This window comes from Paenibacillus sp. DCT19, from assembly GCF_003268635.1.
GTDB lineage: Bacteria > Bacillota > Bacilli > Paenibacillales > Paenibacillaceae > Paenibacillus.
In genome coordinates, this window is record NZ_CP029639.1 from 6,043,706 (window position 1) to 6,065,796 (window position 22,091).

Below are 22,091 nucleotides of genomic sequence, written 5' to 3' on the forward strand. Positions count from 1 at the left end.
ATACTGTAGTTGTTTGTAAAATCTTTTTAAATTGTAGGTAAATTTTCTGAGGTGAGTTTGTTAAATTTTGATCAACATGATCTCTCGTCCGGCGGCTATTATATAATGATAGAGTTATGTAGAAACCAATTGTGAAGGAGGAACATGGATGCGCGAGCTGTTTCAATCTGTGAGATCAAGGATGGTTTTTTCCTATATCGCTGTCGTCCTTGTCATTGCGCTTCTGTTTGGCTCGATCCTATACCTCTTCTTCTCCCATCAATACAGCAAAGAGATTCGGAGTAACAAACAATTGCTGCTCAAAAATACGGTCAATTATATGGAAAGTTCCGTCATTCAGAAGGTGAATCAGGTCTATCTGTCTTTAGCGCTAGGTAGTCCTGTAAGTATTGATATAGATAGCTTAAAAGGAAACCATGGCAAGATTCTAGACATCGAACAGTTGCTCAAAAATCAGGTGCAAAACTATTCGGATCTTATTGAAGCTATCCATATATATGATACGAAGAATCAATTCATCATCTCCTCTGCACATGGGCTGATGCTCTATAAGGATGCGCCCGAACGGGTGGATCAGATTGCTGATTGGGCTGCCACGATGAGAGCAACGGAAGAGAGCTCTTTGTGGACGCAGGCGCGTATGGTTCCTCAGGATGCGTATATTGAACAATCCATAGAGAACAACATGACGCCGTTAATTACCTATGTCCGCAGTTACCCGTTTCAATCGTCTGGGCAGAACAGTAAGGTCATGATTGCGATTGATATCAAAGAATCTACGATCAGTCAGATCATCGAAAATATGATTCCTGCCGACTATGCGAGTACATTTATCGTAGATCAGCAAGGAACCGTTATTTCGGCCGCCGACAAAACCCTGTTAGGCAGCACCACGAAGGAGAACTTGTTACAGTCCCTGCTATCCACTTCTTCTTCGGATGAGAGCTTTACGCATATATTTGACCATGATTCATATGTCATTTCACAGGATCAATTTAAAGGGAATGGCTGGAGGATTTACACGACTACGCCTAATAAAAGTTTCTATTACAAATTGGATAGTTTGAAGGAAGTTTCGCTTCTCCTTGGCTTGCTCGCTGTCGCTGTTGGAATTGCAATGTCTTCCCTATTTACAGTAGCCAACTATAGCCCAGTCAAGCGAATTTTGAATAATATTAAGGGACGGGTGGATCATCCCACTGGCTTGCGGCAGAATGAGTATCGCTTAATCGATACCGCTATTAACAGCCTGTCTAGCAAAGTAGATAGTCTGGAAGAAACGTTACAGGCCAATCACAAAATGATTAAGCATAGCATTATGCTCAACATGATTCATAATCGATTTACACCAGAGGAGCTCACGGAGCAACTGCAATCTATTCACGTTTCAACGGCCTACTCTCGCTTCCGTTGTATCGTTATTGATCCTGTCAGTGAGAAGTGGAAAGAAATGCAGCCACGACAATTGCAGCATACGTTGTACACGATGATTCAGCAGCTAGAAACAGCCGAGATTGAAGGAACAAGGCTGCTCGCTGAAGAATTGCAGGATCACAAAGTGGTGGTCATCATCTGTACCAATCAACCTGAGGAGCCTCTCTCGGATCAAATTATTGAATTTATTCATTCTGAGGCGAGAAATCGATTCGGTCTAGCATTTGCACTATCATTAGGCGGCTGGGTGGATCACTATACAAGCATCTACCAGAGCTACCATCAGGCAAATACACTGATTCAATATAGCTATTTCTTCCCCGAGCAGTCTGCCATACAAGACCTTGAGCTTCTTCACAGAGAAAGCAGCAGCTTGGAAATTCCAGACTCTTACCTGATGAACTTTGAAAAGAAATTGCAGCTACGTGACGTGGATGGTACGGCTAATGCCATTCATGAGTTGGTTTCGACCATAAAGGAAGGAACGTATTCTGCCGAGTATAGCCGGGTTTTTTTATTGAAAGCGGTATCAATTTATTCGAACTGCATTAATCAGGTGCGCTGGCAGCCCACTGATGCAAATGCTCAAAATTTGTACAAGCAATTTGCTTCACTCTACAATATCAACACCTATGCGGAATGGATGGTTCATCTAATCACCGAATTTATTACGCATGTCGAGAAGCGAAGTGAAGTCAGAAGCCCAGATACCATCTCGGCTGTCAAAGCCTATATTAGTGATAATATCTCAGGCGATCTCACGCTAGACCATGTCTCTGAGCAAGTGTTCATTAGCCCCAAGTATCTCAGCAAAATTTTCAAAGAAGAAACCGGAATCGTATATTCCGAATATGTCACGAATCAGCGGATGGAGCGCGCGCGTGAACTTATTGCAAGGCGGGAATTTACTATTGAGCAAGTGGCGAGCACAGTCGGTTACCGCACCCCTGCTTATTTCATTAAGAAGTTCAAAGAAATTCACGGCTGCACCCCGAAGAACTTCATGCGCAGCCTGACGAACTAACCTATAGCTAGAATTCAAAAAAATTGTGAAGGAGCTACTATGAACCTCAACCTTTCAAGAGCTCTCTGTCTATCCATGACAACACTTATGCTTATCGTACTCTTGAGTGGCTGTACTGTGTCAGGAAGAGAAAGTGCACAAGTGCAGCAGCAGAACCATCTCGCAAGCGCTGAGAAGGATGCCGCCCCACAATATAACATTTCTTGGACTATGCATCAGAATACGCCAGTGCCTGAGGATGCAGAGATGATCGTATATCTGAAAAGTTATTTAATGTGAATCTGAATGTGTGGAACCTGGAGAACAAGCGTTACGAGGATCTGCTAGACTTGGAGCTTGCTCAAGGGAACATACCGGATCTATTCCGAATTAGGCAGCCACATGATCTGCTTAAATATCAGTCACAAGGAGTGTTGGCGAAATCCCCCAAGATGTGCTTGAGCAACATGCGCCTAATCTTGTGAAGCGTATCCGGGATTATGATCCCCGGTACTTCGAGTACGGGAAAATAGATAACAGCTTATACGGTATTCCCGTTATCAATGAGACCAATATTTACCGAACCCCTATCGTTTATCGAGCAGACTGGCTGGAGCGGCTCGGACTAGACACGCCCACAACATTGGATGAGTTAGAAACCGTTCTGTATGCCTTCGCCAAAGGTGATCCCGATGGAAATGGTAAACAGGATACGTATGGTTTGTCCAAGGAAGGTATGAATGTGGTGTTTGGCGCTTTTGGGCAGACTGTTTTTACCGAGCAGCTATATTTTAATCTGAAAGATAATCAACTGGTCATCGGCGCTTTGGAGCCTGAGATGAAGCAAGCCTTAACTTACTTGCAACAATGGTACCGGGACGGCATTATCGACCCAGAGTTTATCACCGGCGAAAATAAGGGCGGCTACAAGCATCTATCTCATGCTTTTATTAACGGTAAAATTGGAATGACCTCCATGGGCAACTATTATCATTGGACTCAAGCGGGCGATTACAACATCCTGAACGAAAAAGGCGAAGAAACCCCGATGGCAGCTTCGTTCAATGTCTATGAGCTTCAACAAAAGAACGCAGATGCCAAGGTGGTATTTGGTGCTCCTGTCGTTGGCCCTGATGGACTTAGCGGCTCGAAAGGCAACAACCTGCTCATGAACTTTATTGCGATTGGAGCTGAGGCGGTCAACGAGCCAGGCAAACTTGAAAAAATTCTGGAAATTCTAGACTACGTCAGTGCCAATCCTGATCCACATGAGCAGATCAGAATGGAGTATGGCGTTCAAGGCAAGCACTGGGACTGGGATGGTACATCCACAAATACATTCCACCTTCTCCCTCCGTATAACCGAATGGAGAACTATATTAATATGATCGGCTCCAGTATCGGCATGACGGTTCCCGGTGGCTCCATAGGGGAACGTGAACAGTGGGCGGCATCTGTAGGACTGGAAAAGGGCGGCATCTATAACCATTTAGAGGTGGCCACCCCTGCCCTAATTCAATATTCATCTGACTTAATCAGCATGAGGGACAAAGCGTACATCTCCATCATCACCGGCGATCAGCCTGTGGAGAGTTTCGATACCTTTGTGAAGGAATTCATGGAAGCTGGCGGAGAACAGGTGCTTCGCGAAGCCAATGAATGGTATAAGAAGCATCCGGAAACAAGTTCCGCGCAATAGATTAGCCCCCTTTTACCGTCGCAAAACGAATGCTATCATCCGACGTCATCATTGACGCGGATTGGAGAAATAGCTAAAATTTGATGCAACTGTTCTTTTTGAATTTGTCGCATTTATTTTGGTTAGCATGTTGTAACTCCAATCTGAGAGGATGAAAGGGTGGTCTGCATGGAAATGCTCCAGGACTCATTTGGCAGAATACATGACTATATCCGTATTTCTGTTACGGACCGCTGTAATTTGCGTTGTGTATACTGCATGCCAGCCGAGGGCATGGAATTCGCCCCCCATGATGAAATAATGAGCTATGAAGAAATTGCTCAGGTACTTCGAGTGCTGGCTCCTATGGGTATGCGCAAAGTGCGCTTAACCGGCGGTGAACCATTAGTACGCAAAGACCTGCACAAGCTCGTCGCTATGATCTCCGCTATTGACGGAATTGAAGATATTGCTTTGACTACCAATGCATTGCTGCTGGACAAGCAGGCTCAGGCGCTGAAGGATGCTGGACTGAACCGAATTAATATCAGTCTGGATTCCTTGCGAGCTGACCGCTTCTCCATGATTACCCGTGGCGGCGATGTGAACAAGGTGCTGAAAGGAATTGAGGCAGCCACGAACGTTGGGCTCGAACCGATTAAGCTGAATGTGGTACTCATGAAAGGTATTAATGATGATGAAATCAAAGACTTCATCGCACTGACCCTTGACCAGCCACTTCATGTTCGATTCATCGAATACATGCCGATCGGACATGCTTCGGACTCGTGGCGCAAATCCTATTTGCCGCTCGAAGCTGTCACGGATGTCTGCGCAGAGGCTGGATGGACGGTGGATCAAACCGAAGGCCCTGCCGGGAACGGACCCTCACGGAATATGAAAATTTCAGGCTCACAAGGTACTTTCGGATTGATTCATCCGGTAAGTGACCATTTCTGTGATAACTGCAATCGTCTGCGTCTGACCGCAGATGGGCATATCAAAGCCTGCTTATATTGGTCAGATGAATATAATGTGCGGCGCTTTGTCGATGACCCTGCGGCGATGGCTGCTCTTTTCCTCAAAGCACTCGGCACCAAACCCAAGAACCATGAGATGGCTATGGCACTGGAACGCAAAATGCAAAGTCATACGCCAACAGCGAGACGGATGTCTCAGATTGGTGGGTAAGGGCTATAGATCGGGATCTGGAACACAGGGAGTTTAACCTGCTCCAAACATCTACAGCGAGTACAGTGAGTACATTGCGTCCATCGAGTAGATCGAGCACATTGAGTATACTGAGCACATCGAGAGTGTATAACGTATGTACTCGCTCTTGTCATTTGCACTGCTTAACTATATCGGAATATGTAAATTAACACGATTACACTGCCCAGAGAAAATCTCTGGGCTTTTTTTAGTACATATACTCTCATTAAGGCATGTATCTCTTATTTGTAGGTAACTTTTCTTTCTCACCAATATCGGCCCTGTTTCAAATCTTTATGATAAAGTTAATTATACGTTTAGCCTATTTACATAGCTTCATGATCTAAGGTGATAACGTAGCAACGCGAACCAAACATATCAGACATCATGTAGGAGTTGACCAAATTGAATATTGTTGATGCCCTTGTAGCAGCCTGTCCTTATTTTAAAGTTATGTTTCTCAAAGACGATCTGATGCTCGCCGTAACGGATACCGAGAAATTTGTGTATTACGTTGCGAGTGAAGATTGTGACCTGGGCATTCGAGCGGGTGATCCGATCTCATTAGAAGACCCCACTCTCCGCCGCGCATTGATCCATGGGGAAACGTCAGCTAACCGAATTCCCGAGGAATTCTATGGCACAACGATTAACTCTTCAGCTACACCACTTCGAGACGAGAACGGGACAATTGTAGGCTCCTTTGCCATCGGTTTCTCGCTCAAAAACGAAGAAAAGCTGGAGCACTTCACCCAACTGATTACGGACATCAGCGGCAGACTTCAAGATATGGTGCAGACCGTAGCTGCCCAGTCCCAGCAATTATCAGCATCCTCTTCTCAAATATTGGACAACACCCGGCAGGCGGTACAGAATTCGGGCGAGGTTACTAAGGTAGCATCATTCATCCGAGAAATTTCTGAACAAACAAATCTGCTTGGTCTCAATGCCGCTATTGAAGCCGCACGAGCAGGTCATATGGGCGCAGGATTCGGTGTGGTTGCATCCGAAGTACGTAAACTATCTGCCGGAACCAAAGAAGCAACGGTCAACATCGAACGTTCGCTACGTGAGGTACAGCAATCCATGAAGAACATGGAAAATGAGATTACATCTATCGCACAATCCAGCAGCAACCAAGCGGAAGTTGTGACGGAATTTAGTGATGTTATTGAACGATTGAATCATACAAGCTATGAGTTGAAGGTATTTATTGAATCCATGCTGTTAAAAGCAGATTAAGTTCCATCTAGCGGCGGCAACCTCTTTGAGTGGATGTTAGTACGCCAAAAGGGCTGTCCCCGTCATATTCATGACTTACGGGACAGCTTCTTCGTATTATTAGGTTGAATAACATTTCAAGCCTGACATGTTGAACAATGAAAGATGTTATTTTTATAACAATTGAAGCAGCTTCCACAGCATCATACCCGCCACACCAACCAGGATGACAGCTGAGATTCGATTGAACATCACACTCATGCGTCCTGTGCGATCTAAGCGCCCTATGCCTCTGCCTGCCCCGCTAATCCCAAAAACCATACCCAGGATACCACTGCTGTCGTTAAGGCAAAATAAAATCGCTCCATGCCGTCATACTGAAGTGAACTCGTGCCGATAACAGCCACCGTATCTAATAAAGCATGTGGGTTCAACAGGGATACCGAGGCTGCAAATGCAATTTGCTGACCTGCGGACAACACACTCCCTGATTCATGCGCAGTGCTCGCTGACTTCCACATGCCCCACGCCATATACAACAGAAATAAACTGCCGCCCGCATACAATACACTCGTCAGCAAAGGCCATTGCAACAAAATAAGGGATACACCCCCAACCGCTGCGCCAATTAATAAGGTATCACTAATGGCTGCAGTTATGATGGCGGGTAAAGCGTTCGAAAACTTACGTTGCAGCATCCCCTGGTTAAAAATAAATACATTCTGAACGCCCAGCGGCAAAATCAATCCAAATGCCAATATAATCGCGTGTATAAAAACCCCCATATGTTCTCCCCTTAGTCTGTTTATCTATAGTAAAGGAGGATGAACTAGACGTAACCAACCACTTGGATGGCATGCATACCAACCAAATGTTATAGTGTCCTTAAAGATGCGAGCGATGAATTCATGCACATAATGGAGGTTACAACGAAGTGAAACGTTCTGATTCGTGGTCAAGCATAGACTGGAAGCCCGATCCCTCACAACCCTTGCCACTGTATCAACAAATCGAACTGTACATCCGCCAGAAAATTACGAGTGGCGAGTGGGCTCCAGGAACCCGCTTGCCTTCCCAGCGAACCTTAGCTGAATCTATGGGGATTAATCGCAGCACACTTGTCAGTGCGCTGGATAATCTCACGGCCGCAGGTATGATTGAGGGTAGGCATGGCGGTGGTACGTATGTATGCAGCTTGGACTGGAACGCTCTACCTACTCGGGAAATGCCCAATTGGGAAGAAGCCTCCGAGGAGGGCTCTTATTATCCTAACCTCCCAGAAGTGCAGCAGATCAACCGATCGGAATTTGAGCCAGGCATCATCCGCCTCGGTACAGGTGAGCTGGCTCCAGAGCTTATGCCACATGACGAATTCAATGAAATTTTGCTCACCTTATCCCGTCGTTCCCATAGCCTGAATTATTTGGAGCCACAGGGTAGTTTGGAGCTACGTATTGCGCTGGCTGCGTATTTACAGAAGGTTCATGACATTCAAGCATCACCTGCATCCATTTTGATCGTATCCGGTTCCATTCAGGCGCTGAATCTCGTATCTGTAGGTCTGCTTCCAAGGGGAGCAACGGTCTTACTGGAGAAACCCTCGTATCTGTATTCGATCCATGCTTTTCAGTCTGCCGGACTGAAGATGGGCGGCATTCCTTTAGACGACGAAGGCATACAGCTTGTTGAATTGAGCCAAGCGTCCAATCGAGCTTTCAAGCAAGGTAATTTTCCGCTCCTCTATACGATTCCTAGCTTCCACAACCCAACAGGCAATCTGATGAGCGCACAGCGCCGTGAAGAGCTGCTGGCTACGGCATACACGACCGGGTTCTCCATTCTGGAAGATGCCGCATACACGGATCTATGGCTGGATGAGCCTGTCCCTAAGCCACTGAAGGCGTTAGATCGAGGGGGACGCGTACTGCATATGGGCACGCTGTCAAAAGCAGTCAGTCCCGGTCTGCGGCTTGGCTGGTTGGTCGGCCCGGAACCTGTCATTCGCCGGCTCGCAGATATTAAGATGCAGACCGATTATGGGACAAGCTCGCTGGCACAAGAAGCTGCTGCGCTATGGTTCGCTGACGGATATCACGAGCGGCACATGGATCGTCTAAGACCTGAGCTACGTAGCCGACGTGACTATATGTTGGAGCTGCTGCAACGATATTTAGGTGAACTTGCTCAGTGGAATATACCTCGTGGTGGGTTCTATATTTGGCTGAAGTTGACTTGTGCTCCCCTCTCCATTAGACGCCTCTTCCAGATCTGCTTGGATCGTGGTGTACTTATCCACCCGGGATACCTGTACAACCGTCTAGATCAAGAGCATATTCGCCTGTCTTATGCGTATTGCACGCCAGAGCAGATGGAACAGGGACTGAGCATTCTTGCAGAAACTGTACGTGAGTTGCTCACTTCTCTTGAAAAGTAAATTCAAAAGCCGCCAAGAACGGAGCGAGAATTCGCTCTCAATCTTGGCGGCTTGTTAATATATTTTAGAATCTCTGCTTTATATCCTTTGCTCTGTATTCTGCACTCTCTCTTCCTTGCCCCTTACATCTGCTCCTCGTTTAGTCTTCTCTCGCTTATCCTTTTACTGCACCCTCAGCAATCCCTTCCATGATGAACTTCTGGAAGAAAGCATAGATCAGAATGACGGGAATTGCGGTTAACACCAAGGAAGATAGAATTAGCGGCCATTCCTTGTTGTATTCGCCAAACAGCATATTCGTGGACAAAATGAGCGTGTAGTTATTCACATCGGTGAGCATCAACAAAGGTAACAAGAAATCATTCCATATCCAGAGGAAATCCAAAATCGCAATAGTTACCGTGATCGGTAATAATAACGGGAAAATGATCTGAAAAAATGTCTGGAACTCATTACATCCATCCATCTGTGCAGACTCCTCTAATTCCCGCGGAATTGACTTCACAAACCCGTGATAGAGGAAGATTGCCATGTTAACGCCAAGTCCAATGTAGATCAGAGCCAATCCATACGTGCTGCCCTGAACTGAAAGTCCTCTTGCCATCCGTGTCAGCGGGATCATAATCGAGTGAAACGGAACCAGCATGGATGCTACAAACAGGAAGAAGATCATGTTACTGAGTCGGCCTGATGTTCGTGACAGCTTGTATCCAGCCATGGAGGCTGTGAGTACAATGCCGCCGATGCCAAGAAATGAGACAATTGCCGAGTTCATGGAGCTGTGCAGCAGATTGATTTTGGTAAATGCGTCCGCATAATTCTCCCAGTGCAGCTTGGTCGGCAGTGCGATAAAGGATTGGAACATCTCGCCTTGTGTCTTGAACGAGTTCACCACAGCCATATAGATCGGCAGCATCGCGAAGAGAGAACCTATGATAAGCAGCAGTCGGATGAGATAGCTGTTCAGTCGTTGTATCCTCATGCTTCCACCTCTTTCTTCTTCATCACCGTAATCTGAATCAATGTGAAGATCAGAACGATGATGAATAGCACAACCGATTTGGCACTTGCATATCCATACCTGAAGTTATTGGAGAATGCCTCTTCATAGATGTTCATCGTAATAACCTGTGTGGCTCTACCCGGGCCGCCACCTGTCAGACCATATACCACTTCAAACACTTTGAAAGCACCGTTCAATGTCAGGAAGAAACAGATCGTTATCGCATGAGTAATCATCGGCATGACCACATTACGCAACACCTGGAATGCATTCGCTCCATCGATCGTGGCAGCTTCCTTCAGACTCTTCGGCACACCTTGCAATGCTGCAAGATAGATGATCATCATGTACCCCACACCATTCCAGAGCGACACGATAATGATGGAGTAAAAGGAGACCTTGGGATCACCCAGCCATTGCTGATCCAGTAGAGAGAACGCAAGTTTCTCAGCAAGCTGGGGAAGCACTTGGGAGAATATGAATGTCCACATAAATGCACTGATGATTGTACTAATCATATTGGGCATGAAAAACAACGTTCGAAACAATCCTTTGCTACGTGTCCGTGTCTCAATGAACACGGCGAGCAGCAAAGCGATCCCATTTTGCAGAATAAGCATAAACACCACATACTTCATCGTGAACCACAAGGAATTCAGAAAGTCTGGGTCTTCCTTAAACAGTTCGATAAAATTACTTAGACCAATGAAGCTATAATCCCGATTAAGTCCGTTCCAGTCCGTCAAGCTATAAAACATACCGCTAAATGTCGGGATCAGCAGGAATATCGCATAAATGACAAAGGCAGGCGCAGTGAACGCGAGCAATGACAGATACTTCTTGAACACATTCGTAGCCATAGAATCTCCCCCTTTTACTATAAGTGCGTGTTCAAAAAGGCGGTTTTCAGCTTTTGAACAACCTCTATAAACAGACTTAGTATGAACGGGGGAACGAAGTGCGTTCTGCCAGCCGTTTCATCTGCTTAGAGACTTCGAGGAAATATAGTGCCGCTAAGTTTGTTGACAAAATCCTAGTACAGCAGGGATTTTGTCAACCATAGCGGGTACTAAGTTACTCGCAGCTCCTTACTTGTTGACTTTGTTGTATGACTTCCATGCCTTGTCGAGTGCATCAATAACCTGCTGCTGATTCAACTGACCGGAGTAGTAACCTTGCAGTACTTTACCAGACTCATCTTTGACCGCTTGAGGAACAGCCGGATCTTGATAAGCTTTGCCTTCATTCACATATTTCAGCGCATCGTCAACCCAAGGGAAGCTCTTGAAGTCATGAATCTTAGCCACAGGGTTGAACTTCAAGGCTTCATAGAAGCCGCTGGAATCCTTGTCATCGAGCACATAGTTTACAAAATCGAGCGCCACTTCTTTGTTCTTACTTGAAGAGGATACCGCTAGTGAAGTGGATGTACTCAGGTTAATCTTTGTATTGTCCGGGTTGTCGTCAATCGGCATTGGTGCCACACCAAAGTTCATGTCCGGGTTAGATTTCAAGATTGTCTCTGCATACCATGGCCCTTGAACCCACATTGCCGCTTTGCCTGTTGCAAAGGCTGCCGCTGCATCGTCTGGTCCTACTTCCAGCGCTCTTTCCGTACCATTGGCTGTAACCAGATCGAAGATATCGAAGATCGCCTTCATGTCCGAGAATGAGCCTTGATCCTGATTCATTTTATCTAAGAAATCCTTGTGATCCGTCTGTGACAGCGCGCCTACCGTAAGTGGCAGGAAGAGCTGAGGAACCCAGGCCTCTTTGTAGGAAAGTTCAAATGGTGTAATACCTGCTGAATTCAGCTTCTCTACCACTGCTTTCATCTCGGTTAAAGTCGTTGGTACCTCCAACCCTTGCTCTTCGAAAATATCCTTGTTATAGAGGTATCCCCAAGATAGCGTTTCCAAAGGTACGGCTACGACTTTTCCACTTGAATCAGTAACCGATGGCTTAACTGAATCGAGCAGTTTATCCACGAATGGTTGCCCGGATAGATCCTCCAAGTACCCTGCCTTACTGAACGGTGGAATCTCGTTCACAGCATGAAGGGCGAATACGTCTGGTGCATCATTGGAGGCAAGACGTGTTTTGAGAATTTGAGCTGCATTATCTGCTGGCGGCATCTCCAGTTGCACGTTCACTTCAATATTTTTCTCGGCTTTTTCCTTGGCTTTGAACTGTTCTATATATTTATCGTAATGTTCTTTCAGCCGTGGTTGTGCGACGAATATTTTGAGTGAAACGGTGCTTCCTGCTGCAGTGCCTCCCTCCGAACTATCTGTACCCGCATTGGAGCCGCAACCTGCCAGCAGAACGCTTACCAGAACCGCACTCGCTACGCTTTTCCATATCTTCATCTCTTATGACCTCCCGGTGTGACTGGTTTGTCTTTCATGGGATTATTATATACCACTAAATGAAAGCGCTTCATTGGACAAAATTAGACTCATGGATTGTATTATTTTAAACCTTAATCCAAGTCACGATTCTAGAAACGCGAGTGTACGGCATGTATTAGTCGAATGAGTTCGTATGACTCTTACGCATCTCACCAGGCGATAACCCAAAGTGTTTTTTGAATACACGGTAAAAGTATGATACGTCCTCATATCCCGTCATTTCTGCGATATGTTTGAACGGAATCTGGTCATCTAGCACCCACTCTTTGGCTCTCGCCATACGCAGCTGTACGATATAATCACTCACATTCACGCCATATTCCCGCTTGAACACCTTACTCATATATTCCTTGCTGACAAAAAAGATCTGTGCAAGCTGCTCCAATGTAATGAGCTCCATGCAATGCTGCTCAATGTATTGCTTCACTTCGTCCAGATTCAACCGATTCTTGAATTTGCGCTGTGCAATCAATTGCTCCAACGCCTGCTCATAAGAAGCAGCCACCCATTCCACAGCAGTCGAAATGGAGGATAGAATATGGGCAGGTGGCAACACAGCTGAGGATGAATGCTGCTCACACAACGCATTGGTTACACAAAGCTCTGTATGCAACGTCTGCAATTCGTATACGATTCTCCCTAGTTGCTGAGGTCTGTGAATCCCTGTAACCTCCAATGTGTTCTCCAACTGCTGGAACAATTCTTGAAGCCCTGCAGCATTCAGATCGTTGAAGCGCAGCCGGAGCTGATGTTGAAATACCGAAAACTCACTAGCAAAGGCCGACGAATACGCCTCCCAGGATTCAGGCCCGTATGCTGTCTTTTCCAGTTCGCGTAGGCACTTGGCTAATACCGCATTTAACTCTTCTGGATTCACAGGCTTCAATAAATAATCTGCCGCACGGTGACGGATCGCATGCTTCGCATAATTGAAATCGTCATACCCACTGACCACAATCACTTTAATCATCGGATACTGTGCACTTAACGTCTGTAGCAGCTCTACACCGTCTGTACCGGGCATTCGCATGTCCGTAATGATAATATGAGGCTGAAGCTGTCCAATTAACTGTAGCGCCTCCTGACCGTCCTCCGCCTCACCGGCTACGATCATGCCAAGCTCTGCCCACGCCCCCAGGTTACGTAAAATATCTCGATTCCACGGCTCGTCGTCCACGAGCAACACTTTATACTGCATTTGCCCCTTACTCATAAGCGTTCGCCTCCTGTTGAACAGGGAATACGGATCATCACTCTCGTGCCCTGTCCTTGTTCACTTTCAATTCTCATGCCATACGCAGGCCCGAAATTCATTACGATTCGTGACGCAGCATTCACAAGACCAATGCTTGTACCTGTGCTCCAGACACGATCCCCCTGTTGAGACATCTTCGACAGTCTTGATTGCATCTCGCTTAATTTGTCCTGATCGATCCCAACACCATTGTCACTTATTCGGATAAGCACTTCATCTTGCTCACGAATCACCTCTACGCTCAGTTTCCACTCTCCTTGCTTCTTCTCCAAACCATGGACAAAAGCATTCTCCACGATAGGCTGTAGGGATAGCTTAGGAATGTAACAGTCACCAATGACGCCATCGATCTCCAGACTGTATTCCAGCTTGCTCGCGAATCGTTGTTTCTGAATCAACATATAGTGCTCCAATTGATCTAATTCGGATTGTAGCGGCACAAGACCATCCGGGGCTCTGACGATATAACGGAACATCTCGCTTAATGCCCGAATGACTCTGTAGCTGTCCTCCGGTTTCTGTGAATAAATCATGCCGCCGATCATCTGTAATGTATTTTGGAGAAAATGAGGATGGATCTGTGATTGCAACGCTTTGAGCTCCGCGGTCTGTTTCTCTAAATTCATTAAATAATTATCCCGAATGTGCTCACGGATGCGGCTCGCCATGCCATGGAGATTTTTCTCCAGCAGCCCAATCTCATCCACCCTTCCACTGCGAACCACCTCTTTATCCTTAATGAGTCGAATGCCCTTCATGGCATTGGCCAATCTAACAATCGGTTTCGAGGTGCGCCATGCTACTAAAACTGCAATCCCAATAGAAAATGCAGCCGCCAGTCCGCCCACCACAAGCCCGTATTTCATCGTTTCTAGCGCGCTCTCATTAATGACATGGGCAGGCACAACTTTAATAAGACGTAGCCCCGATGGCTCAATGGAGTTATAAAATACGTACGCGTTGGCTGTGCGAATTAAACCCGACTCATTGGTAGACTTCGTTACTTGTTGCAGCGCTTCCGTATATGGCGGTTGCGTGCGGTCAGGCTGATAGAGAATTGCCCCTGATCGATCTGCAATGTACACCGAATAATCTCCCCGAGTGTCGAGTAGCTCCAGTGTTTGATTGAATTCAGCCCATTTCACTTCAAGACTGATTGCCCCAATCTGTTCCTGATCTTCAAACCGGTTCATGCTACGAGTCATATGAAACTTATCCGGGTCACTCTCATCATTGATGATAGTAAAGTCCTTATGCTGATCAAAAAGCTCACGATACCCCTTCGGAATTTGTGTAACGGTTTTGATTCGGCTCTCCATCGAGTTGAAGGTGAACAACGTATCTAATTCCTTCAAATACAGCTCCACACCAAATACATAATTTCCAGCGGAGTAATAGACACTGTTTAACATATTGAACATGGATTTTTGCTCATCAAACCGACTTGCCGCCGAAGCATCCTTATTCAATGCAAGGTATTGGTGAACCTCATCACTGATCTGGATGGAGTAGACGATATTATTCATGCGGGCGAATTGCTCGCCCAGATAGATCGAAGCCCAGTTCATATTAGCGCGGTTCGTTTGCATAATCTCTTCTTCCATGGAAGAACGAGTATTCTCCGCAGCCATCGCCGTCATGACAATGACAGGCAGCACGGCAAGCAGAGCCATCGTGAGAATCAATTTGTTGCGAATGCTACGTTTAAACGGATCTGTAAGCTTGCGATAAAGTTCGGTTAACACGGCGCCCACTCCCAAGCAAAAATAAGACAAACGCCCCAGCATATTGCCGAGGGCGTCTTGGTCTTTTGTTTTCAATTATTATGCGGCGTGCTTATCTGTATAGATTGAACTAATTTTTTACACTGACCACTGCGATGACAGAACAACATTCCGATCGCTGTTATCCCCAGATTTTTTTGATTCCCCTTTATGAAGGGGAAAATCCGGGGATAAAGGCGAACGCTCCGCTTCTCCATGTTATTTCTGTCCTCTCCGTTCTTGTGTAAATGTGTAGTTCGATCTATATGATCTACCCTTGTTGCTCGATAATCTGAATTCCCCACCGCTCCAGTTCAATCGTCTGACCTTTCTCTACCGCAGTTCCAGTCAGAAGCTCGGTTCCGCCTTCCTGTGTGTGTACGAAGGAAACAGGCTGATCGGAATAATTGAAATAATAACGGATGGTGTTGCCTTGCTCATTCACACCTGTCTTCACGATGATTGGGAAAGCTAACTCTTGATCCGCCCCCATACGCCCGCTTCTTTCATCACACGCTCCAGCACCTTCTGGATGACCGCCGAGCTAGTGAAGCATCCCACATAGGTTGCTTTTCCTTGACCATAGCTGTTCTGAGTAATTGCAGCGTATTGTCCCCAGTGCGGGTGATCGTACCATGCCAGCACCTCTGCTGTGGTCGGTGTAATGAGTTCCATCCAGGTGTGGATCTGGTTCTGCTCTTCTCCTACGGCAAAAGGATCATCTCGCAACGCAACATTTTTCGGCTCAACGAAGAGACTGTAGTTAATCCCGCACGCTTCGCTGATGATTCCCGGCTGACGTGTCGAGCGAACCTTCACATGTTCATTCGTGAACCCACTCTTGAAGGAATAGACGACGTGGCCTCCATCCTGAACGAATTGATTCAGCTTCTCCAGCAGAGCATCGGATGCAGCATATAGTGCAGGCACGATGATGACATCATATCCTTCATAACTTTCCACGGATGGATCGATGAGATCGCACCCAATATTCATTTTGTACAGTTCATCGTACATCCAGCGCACAACGTCGTTATAGTTCTTATCACTGGTAAAGTTGAATCCGAACCACTTGATCGCGGTATATGCCTCATTGCTAAACAGAACAGCCACACGGTTGGTCTTCTTCATATTCACGAGCTGTGGACTGAGTCTGGCAAAATCACTGCCTATCGATTTGGCCTCGTCGTATACCGGATTAGGTTCAAAATCGTGGCTAAGCAATCCTTTCCAGTACGTCTCGAATGAATTGTGTATAGAATGCCAATGCCAGTAAGCGACCATATTCGCACCAGAAGCCAGGTGGCTGAACGCCTGAAGGCGGAGTTGCCCCGGAAATGGAACCCAGTGCCAGAATGCCTGAGCTTCCGTCTCCAACACCAGATAATTAGATTGTTTCGTTGAACGTGCAACATCGCCGCCGAACGAGATTTCAATTCCGGTCAGATCATCCTGAGACGGATGATAGATATCTACACTGGTGATGTCGAAAGCCTTCGATGCGGCAAAATGATCCACATCTCCTTGAATACCGTAAGAGTATCCACGCCATTCAAAATCAAAGTTTTGAGTAACGAACTGCCCCTCCTGCTTGTATTCATTCACAATGCCAACCTGCCAGGCCAAGAAGTCTGTCACGAGCTTACGCTGGAACTTCGCAAACTCAGCACCGAGACTACCATTAATCGTGCCTACAACCGAAGGGAAGTCCTCCCAGCTATTAATCCGGTTACTCCAATAGTCGAGTCCAAACTCTTTATTAAGCTCGTCCAAGGAGCTGAATTGGCCTCGCATATATTTGACGAACTGCAACTGTACGTTATCCCCAGCTGTATTGTAGTGTTTGGTCTCATTATCGGTCTGATATCCAATAACAGCTGGATGTTTGCTCACTCTGGAGATCAACTTGCGGATGATCCGCTCAGCATAGAACAGATAGGTTGGATTCGTAATATCCATGATCTGACGTGCGCCGTATCTTCCCTGTCCTTGCACCGTTGTTGCGAGCACATTCGGATGTTCCTTAACCATCCACGTCGGAACCGCATACGTTGGCGTGCCTACAATAACCTGAATCCCGGCCTGATGCATTGCATCCAGAACACGGTCTACCGATGAGAAATCGAATACTCCGTTCTGTGGTTCATGCGTGCTCCAGGTAGATTCTGCAATACGGACCACGTTAATTCCTGCATCCTTCATCATCTGAATGTCTTGGTCTAATCGCTCATAAGGCATATATTCATCGTAGTAAGCTACACCGTATAATAACTTGTCCATTGTAAGTTCTCCTTCTGATGGGAAAAGTATGTTACTTCCGTTAAAGATGTCGTTCAAAAAGTCCGCTTTTGAACATGCACTTAAAGCAATTAAGGCAATGCTCCACATATCCAACAGGCAATTCGTGATTCTGAGAATGATAACGTTTACATATCTAGTAATAACCGTGTACTATATATGCAGGCTATCCCTACTTCTTACCAGAATCCAATGATTATGAATATCTGGGTTAAACTGATTATAATGAAGTATACTAAGGGTGCCGATTGTACAAAGCGAGTTGTTTTTACCCTTTTCCGAGGTGACGTTATGGAAACTAAATTACAGCTTCGAGAAATGCCGCAACACCTGATGGCACACTGGCTGCCGATTATCGATTGCAACATCAAGCTTTACGGCGCACATAGCCAGCAGGTGCAGATGGGCTGGATGATGCCAGAGGAGTCACACCCAGGCTTTGAGCTTCTGCTCATACTGGAAGGCACCCAAGAGAGTATCATTCATGGATATAGACATCTGGTAGAAGAAGGCGACATTCTCTTAATTCCTCCGGGATACAAACATACGAATCAATGTGTCTCTACCACAGGCATGACTTATTTTAGCGCTCACTTTAATGTGGACGATCCTGTATTTATATTAAAATTGATGTCCAGACACAGTCGAATCTACGAGGCAGGCACACCGGACAATCTGAAAATGCGCGCTATCCTGGAGAGCTGGATGGGCATGATTAAACAAACGGAGGCTTATACTTCGACAGATAAGTTTATGATGCAGGCACGGATGTTTGAGTTATTTGCACTCTTGTCCCAGACAGCCGATCGTGAACCCGTCTCTACGATGTCTGGATCTGCGCCCAATACACCCGCACCGACGGCTATGCACTATGCAGGGGCGATTGCAGAAGCGATTAAGCAGGCTTTTCACGCTCAGCTAAGAAATAAGGATGGCAACGTATCTACGATAAAGGTGGAGCAAATTATCGCTTCGTTCGGGATCAGCCCAGGATATGGTCTGCAGATCTTCCGTAAAGTATACGGACGAGCACCGCGCGCATATCTATCAAGCCTTAAATTACAGGAAGCCAAAGTTCTCATCGAACAACCGGAGCTATCCCTAGGGGAAATTGCATGGAAGCTTGGGTATACCCATCTGTCTCATTTCAGCAGGCAGTTCAAACGTTGGACAGGTGAAAGCCCACTCCAATATCGCAACTCTACCTTGAAAAAAAACCGCAGTGCTCCGCTCGATTCTTCCAGCGCGATTTCAAGCGTGAACGGAATCGATTAGGGCGTGCCTGAAAACTCCGAAGAACGCAGATTTTGAAAATTTTCCGTTCCAAGCCAAGAAGTTTTCCGCAGGCGTACCGGGGTACGTCAAGGGAAAGTGACGAAGCAGGGGGCGATAAGGCGGTAAAGATGCACTTCGTAATCAAAAGCGGACTTTTTGAACAACCCCTAAAAGATCACAGGTTATGTCGGAGCTAAGTGGTACAATTAACGTTCATGATTCCGAATAGACTGGTACTCTTCTGGTGTGTTCACATTGCTTAGCTGCACTACCGCATCGTGAACACCTACGCTTTCCAGTTCTTGCACGTCGATATAGAGGGGGTTCATTTCCTCCAACCAACCTGTGACTCGTAACCGATCTTGGTCTAAGCACTGCGTAAGTTCTGTAAGCACACGCCTGTGATATACACCGGCAAGCGGATGAACACGTCCCGATATTCGTGGCACAATGACTGAATGTGGATCGCTGGATTCAGCCAATTGCTTCATGCCTGCGAAAAAGGAAGGTTTAAGCAATGGCATATCACAAGCGCATACGAGATTCCAATTCGTGTCCGAAGCTTGCAGTGCTGCGTGCAATCCAGCGAGTGGTCCTTTGCCGGGATATTGATCCTGAACACATTCATAGCCCAGTTCTGCATATGTGGCGACATGAGAGCCACCCGCAACTATGATGCGGGCGACTTCCGGTATCATTGAACTAGCGATTTGGCTAAGCAACGTCGAACCCTTCACTGATAATAGTGCCTTGTTCGATCCCATACGCCTAGATTGCCCACCTGCCAAAATGATACCTGTCCAATCCGTTGTATTCACGACGATCTCCTCCAGTGCTATTATTTTCGAAGCTTGATAAGGAAAAGTAGCTTTTAGTCTATACATTGAAACCCCATACAACAAATGATACATTGAACAATATGATTCTGAAAGGAATGGCTCTATTGGATAAATATGCACCCGGAAGAGGCAATCCCTCTTTGGTCTCGCTGAAACTATATAATTTCTTCATCTATGGAGCAATCTCCATCTTCGCCGGATTTCTGCAATTATACTTGCAAGAGATTGGTATGACCAAATTAGAGATTGGTAGCCTCATGGCGATCGGCCCGTTTGTCTCCTTGTTTGCCAATCCGTTCTGGGGATTCTGGAGCGATAAATCGCGTAATATCCGTATTATTCTGATGATTATGATGGGAGGCACATTTGTGTTCTCTCAAGCTGTCTTTCATGCACCTACCTATGCCTGGATCTATACAGCTATGATCGTTTTTTATTTTTTTCAAAGTCCGTTATTCGCTCAAACCAATAGTTTGATCCTTGGATACATTGACGGTACCTCGCAAAAGTTCGGTTCCTTCCGTCTCTGGGGCTCCTTAGGGTGGGCTCTGACTGCGGTGGCGGCCGGGCCGTTAATTGACCGACTTGGCATAGGCAGTGTATCCATCGTCTTCGCGTGTATGATCATCGTTGCCTTTGCATTTTCCGTATTTCTGCCCAGACAACCAATCGCCTCGGATACGCCTGTGGTCACATTCCGCAGATTCGGTAAGGTGATGTTCAATCCCTATTTCATGGCATTCATTGGACTTGGCGTTCTTGTATCCGTGCCTAACGCGATGAATAGCACTTTCATGTCGCTCTATATTACGGAGATGGGCGGCAACAAACAGATGGTCGGCTGGGCGATCTTCACGTCTTCCATTCTGGAAGTCGGGGTCTTCTTACTGCTGGATCGATATCTGAAAAGAAAGATGAGCTTCCTGCTCGCCTCGCTTGTCCTGGTTAGTCTGCTGTTCGCCATCCGTTGGCAGTTGATGGCTGAGTCTACCCTTCCAATTGAGGTGGTGCTCATTCAACTGATGCACTCCATTACCTTCGGTGGATACTTCTATGTAGGCACACAGCTCACGATGCTATTTATTCCTAGACCGTATCGATCCTCTGGTCAAGCTGTCTACACGATGGCGTGGGGCGGTCTGTCCGGCGTTATCGCAGGTTTGTTTGGCGGCTGGTTGTTCCAGAGCTTCGGTGCTGAACTTATGTACAACATCGGAGTATTCTTCTCGCTGATTGGTGCCGCTGGCTTCGCCATCATGTGGCTGATTAATCGGCGGAATGGATATCAGCCTGTTGTGTTGACGGAAATGGGTGATGGTTAATCTTTTGTTGGCAAAGGTTGAATAAGCTCGAAAGTTACACTGGATCACTCAGATGACAGAACAATCTTCCGATCGCTGTTACCCCCAGATTTTTTGAAATCCCCTTTTCAAAGGGTAAAATCCGGGGATAAAGGCGAGCGCTACGCTTCTCCAGCTTTATTCTGCCCTCTCCGTTATGGTGTAAATAAAACTTCAAACATTCAAACAAAAGATTAAGGGCGGGGAGTAAGGTTAAACTCTTCGTTACTGGTGCAGAACTAACATTATAAGAAACGAAAGATTAGGACATGTAGTAAGGCTAAACTCTTCGTTACGGTGTAACATTATCGTCCCTTACCTTTATTAGTCATGCAGCAGGGCACCACGTGCTGAGAGCTGCACGTGGTGCAAATTACGATTTATAAGTCATCTAAGTGTATCCTTCCTCCCAACCCAGCCTTGCTTTTAATTCTGACGAACCTTAGACGTCTTATTTGCCACAATTTCAGAGTATTCCAAAGCTAAGGAATCTCAGCAACCTTATTGCGCGAAAAAGACCTTCAAATTACTAAAAAGATAGGTCATACGACGAAATAAAGTGTCTACGATTCGTTACATTGTTGGAACGTTCAAATACACTTAAATAGCGCGTCCTCGATTCGTTAGGCTCTTACCTCATACGCAAGTTTTATGTTTGTGCTGATGCGCATGGGCATGCTCATGTTTCTGATTGCGCTTATACTGAGACTCATATAGTCATGGATATGTTCGGCTTGTGCTCATGCTCATGGTCATGACCACATTCTGCTTATACTCAAGCTGGAGCACTTGGTCGTGCTTGTGCCTATTATTGTGCTTGTTTCTGAAAGTCATGGTCAGCCGTGTTCTGTTTGTGCTGGCGCTCATACTGATTGGTCATACTTATGCTTGGCTAATACTCATGGTCATGCATCTGCTTCTATTT

At 46.2% G+C, this 22,091-nt stretch carries 14 protein-coding genes and 2 pseudogenes; 8 read left to right on the forward strand and 8 right to left on the reverse strand.

Translation table 11 applies throughout. From position 1 onward, the window contains the following. Positions 1 to 148: 148 nt before the first annotated feature. The 5 genes from DMB88_RS27480 to DMB88_RS31820 all read left to right on the forward strand — a co-directional run bounded on the left by DMB88_RS27480 (position 149) and on the right by DMB88_RS31820 (position 6,569). Positions 149 to 2,458, forward strand: coding sequence for an AraC family transcriptional regulator (locus DMB88_RS27480; RefSeq protein WP_128103837.1), 2,310 nt, complete (start codon positions 149 to 151; stop codon positions 2,456 to 2,458). 75 nt (positions 2,459 to 2,533) lie between these two features. Next, positions 2,534 to 2,737 (forward strand): hypothetical protein, encoded by a 204-nt coding sequence (locus DMB88_RS32245; protein WP_368028228.1) that lies wholly within the window; start codon positions 2,534 to 2,536, stop codon positions 2,735 to 2,737. A 154-nt stretch (positions 2,738 to 2,891) separates the two neighbouring features. Next, entirely contained in the window at positions 2,892 to 4,136 is a 1,245-nt protein-coding gene (locus DMB88_RS27485) for an extracellular solute-binding protein (protein ID WP_368028229.1), read from the forward strand. A gap of 168 nt (positions 4,137 to 4,304) precedes the next feature. Next, on the forward strand, positions 4,305 to 5,306 hold the full coding sequence (gene moaA, locus DMB88_RS27490) for a GTP 3',8-cyclase MoaA (protein ID WP_128103838.1): 1,002 nt from the start codon (positions 4,305 to 4,307) through the stop codon (positions 5,304 to 5,306). A gap of 426 nt (positions 5,307 to 5,732) precedes the next feature. Then, entirely contained in the window at positions 5,733 to 6,569 is an 837-nt protein-coding gene (locus tag DMB88_RS31820) for a methyl-accepting chemotaxis protein (protein WP_128103839.1), read from the forward strand. Between the two features lie 153 nt (positions 6,570 to 6,722). Here DMB88_RS31820 and DMB88_RS27500 read toward each other — a convergent pair. Continuing rightward, a pseudogene (locus DMB88_RS27500) lies at positions 6,723 to 7,333 on the reverse strand (LysE/ArgO family amino acid transporter). A 149-nt stretch (positions 7,334 to 7,482) separates the two neighbouring features. On the opposite strand from DMB88_RS27500, the gene DMB88_RS27505 reads away from it, so the two are divergent. Then, on the forward strand, positions 7,483 to 8,982 hold the full coding sequence (locus DMB88_RS27505; RefSeq protein WP_128103840.1) for an aminotransferase-like domain-containing protein: 1,500 nt from the start codon (positions 7,483 to 7,485) through the stop codon (positions 8,980 to 8,982). A gap of 154 nt (positions 8,983 to 9,136) precedes the next feature. Here DMB88_RS27505 and DMB88_RS27510 read toward each other — a convergent pair whose 3' ends face one another. The 6 genes and pseudogenes from DMB88_RS27510 to DMB88_RS27535 all read right to left on the reverse strand — a co-directional run bounded on the left by DMB88_RS27510 (position 9,137) and on the right by DMB88_RS27535 (position 17,694). Further along, positions 9,137 to 9,964: a carbohydrate ABC transporter permease gene (locus DMB88_RS27510; RefSeq protein ID WP_128103841.1), complete on the reverse strand. Its 828-nt coding sequence runs from the start codon at positions 9,962 to 9,964 to the stop codon at positions 9,137 to 9,139. Further along, complete coding sequence (locus DMB88_RS27515) at positions 9,961 to 10,845, reverse strand: carbohydrate ABC transporter permease (RefSeq protein WP_056702097.1); 885 nt, start codon at positions 10,843 to 10,845, stop codon at positions 9,961 to 9,963. Before DMB88_RS27515 ends, DMB88_RS27510 begins: the two co-directional genes overlap by 4 nt. Before the next feature lie 228 nt (positions 10,846 to 11,073). Next, positions 11,074 to 12,354 (reverse strand): ABC transporter substrate-binding protein, encoded by a 1,281-nt coding sequence (locus tag DMB88_RS27520; protein WP_128103842.1) that lies wholly within the window; start codon positions 12,352 to 12,354, stop codon positions 11,074 to 11,076. Between the two features lie 157 nt (positions 12,355 to 12,511). Continuing rightward, positions 12,512 to 13,609: a response regulator transcription factor gene (locus tag DMB88_RS27525; RefSeq protein WP_254438363.1), complete on the reverse strand. Its 1,098-nt coding sequence runs from the start codon at positions 13,607 to 13,609 to the stop codon at positions 12,512 to 12,514. Further along, the gene (locus DMB88_RS27530; RefSeq protein WP_254438364.1) at positions 13,606 to 15,396 is read right to left on the reverse strand and encodes a sensor histidine kinase; all 1,791 of its coding nucleotides are present in this window, start codon (positions 15,394 to 15,396) and stop codon (positions 13,606 to 13,608) included. The genes DMB88_RS27525 and DMB88_RS27530 overlap by 4 nt, the downstream gene beginning before the upstream one ends. A gap of 289 nt (positions 15,397 to 15,685) precedes the next feature. Then, a pseudogene (locus DMB88_RS27535) lies at positions 15,686 to 17,694 on the reverse strand (beta-galactosidase). 309 nt (positions 17,695 to 18,003) lie between these two features. On the opposite strand from DMB88_RS27535, the gene DMB88_RS27540 reads away from it, so the two are divergent. Beyond that, positions 18,004 to 18,987 (forward strand): AraC family transcriptional regulator, encoded by a 984-nt coding sequence (locus DMB88_RS27540; protein ID WP_128103843.1) that lies wholly within the window; start codon positions 18,004 to 18,006, stop codon positions 18,985 to 18,987. Between the two features lie 206 nt (positions 18,988 to 19,193). Here the strand turns inward: DMB88_RS27540 and DMB88_RS27545 are convergent, their stop codons facing one another. Continuing rightward, positions 19,194 to 19,805, reverse strand: a complete 612-nt coding sequence (locus DMB88_RS27545; protein ID WP_164848802.1) for a molybdenum cofactor guanylyltransferase — start codon at positions 19,803 to 19,805, stop codon at positions 19,194 to 19,196. 116 nt (positions 19,806 to 19,921) lie between these two features. Between DMB88_RS27545 and DMB88_RS27550 the strand changes: the two genes are divergently transcribed. Then, positions 19,922 to 21,148 carry an MFS transporter gene (locus DMB88_RS27550; protein WP_128104634.1) on the forward strand — a complete coding sequence of 409 codons (1,227 nt, stop codon included), beginning with the start codon at positions 19,922 to 19,924 and terminating at the stop codon, positions 21,146 to 21,148. Positions 21,149 to 22,091 lie beyond the last annotated feature (943 nt).